We start from the raw sequence: 255 nt of genomic DNA on the forward strand, positions 1-255 counted from the left end.
CGTAGGTGCGCTGGCCGTGGCGGGTGTCGGCAATGTGCTCCAGATTGCCGTTGGCGCTGTAGGCATAATCGCGGCGATACAGCGCCTGGTGCTGATGGCCTACCGCGTGGGCGAGTAAACGGCCCTGATCGTCGTAGGCATAATCGCTGCGCAGCAGGCCTTGCTGGCGCTGTTGTTCACGCCCCGATTGATAGACGTGACTGGTCAGCCGTGCGCCGTTGAGGTCGATGGCGGTCAGCGCCCCGCCCTTGGCGT

The 255-nt window shown here is 64.7% G+C and carries 1 protein-coding gene; it reads right to left on the bottom strand.

Annotated features, from left to right (window positions below; translation table 11 throughout):
- A partial coding sequence (locus tag J5M57_RS29190; protein WP_207850269.1) for a hypothetical protein occupies positions 1-255 on the bottom strand: 255 nt, incomplete at both ends.

It is taken from the genome of Pseudomonas sp. 86_A (assembly GCF_017491705.1).
In the GTDB taxonomy this organism is placed as follows: Bacteria; Pseudomonadota; Gammaproteobacteria; order Pseudomonadales; family Pseudomonadaceae; genus Aquipseudomonas; species Aquipseudomonas koreensis.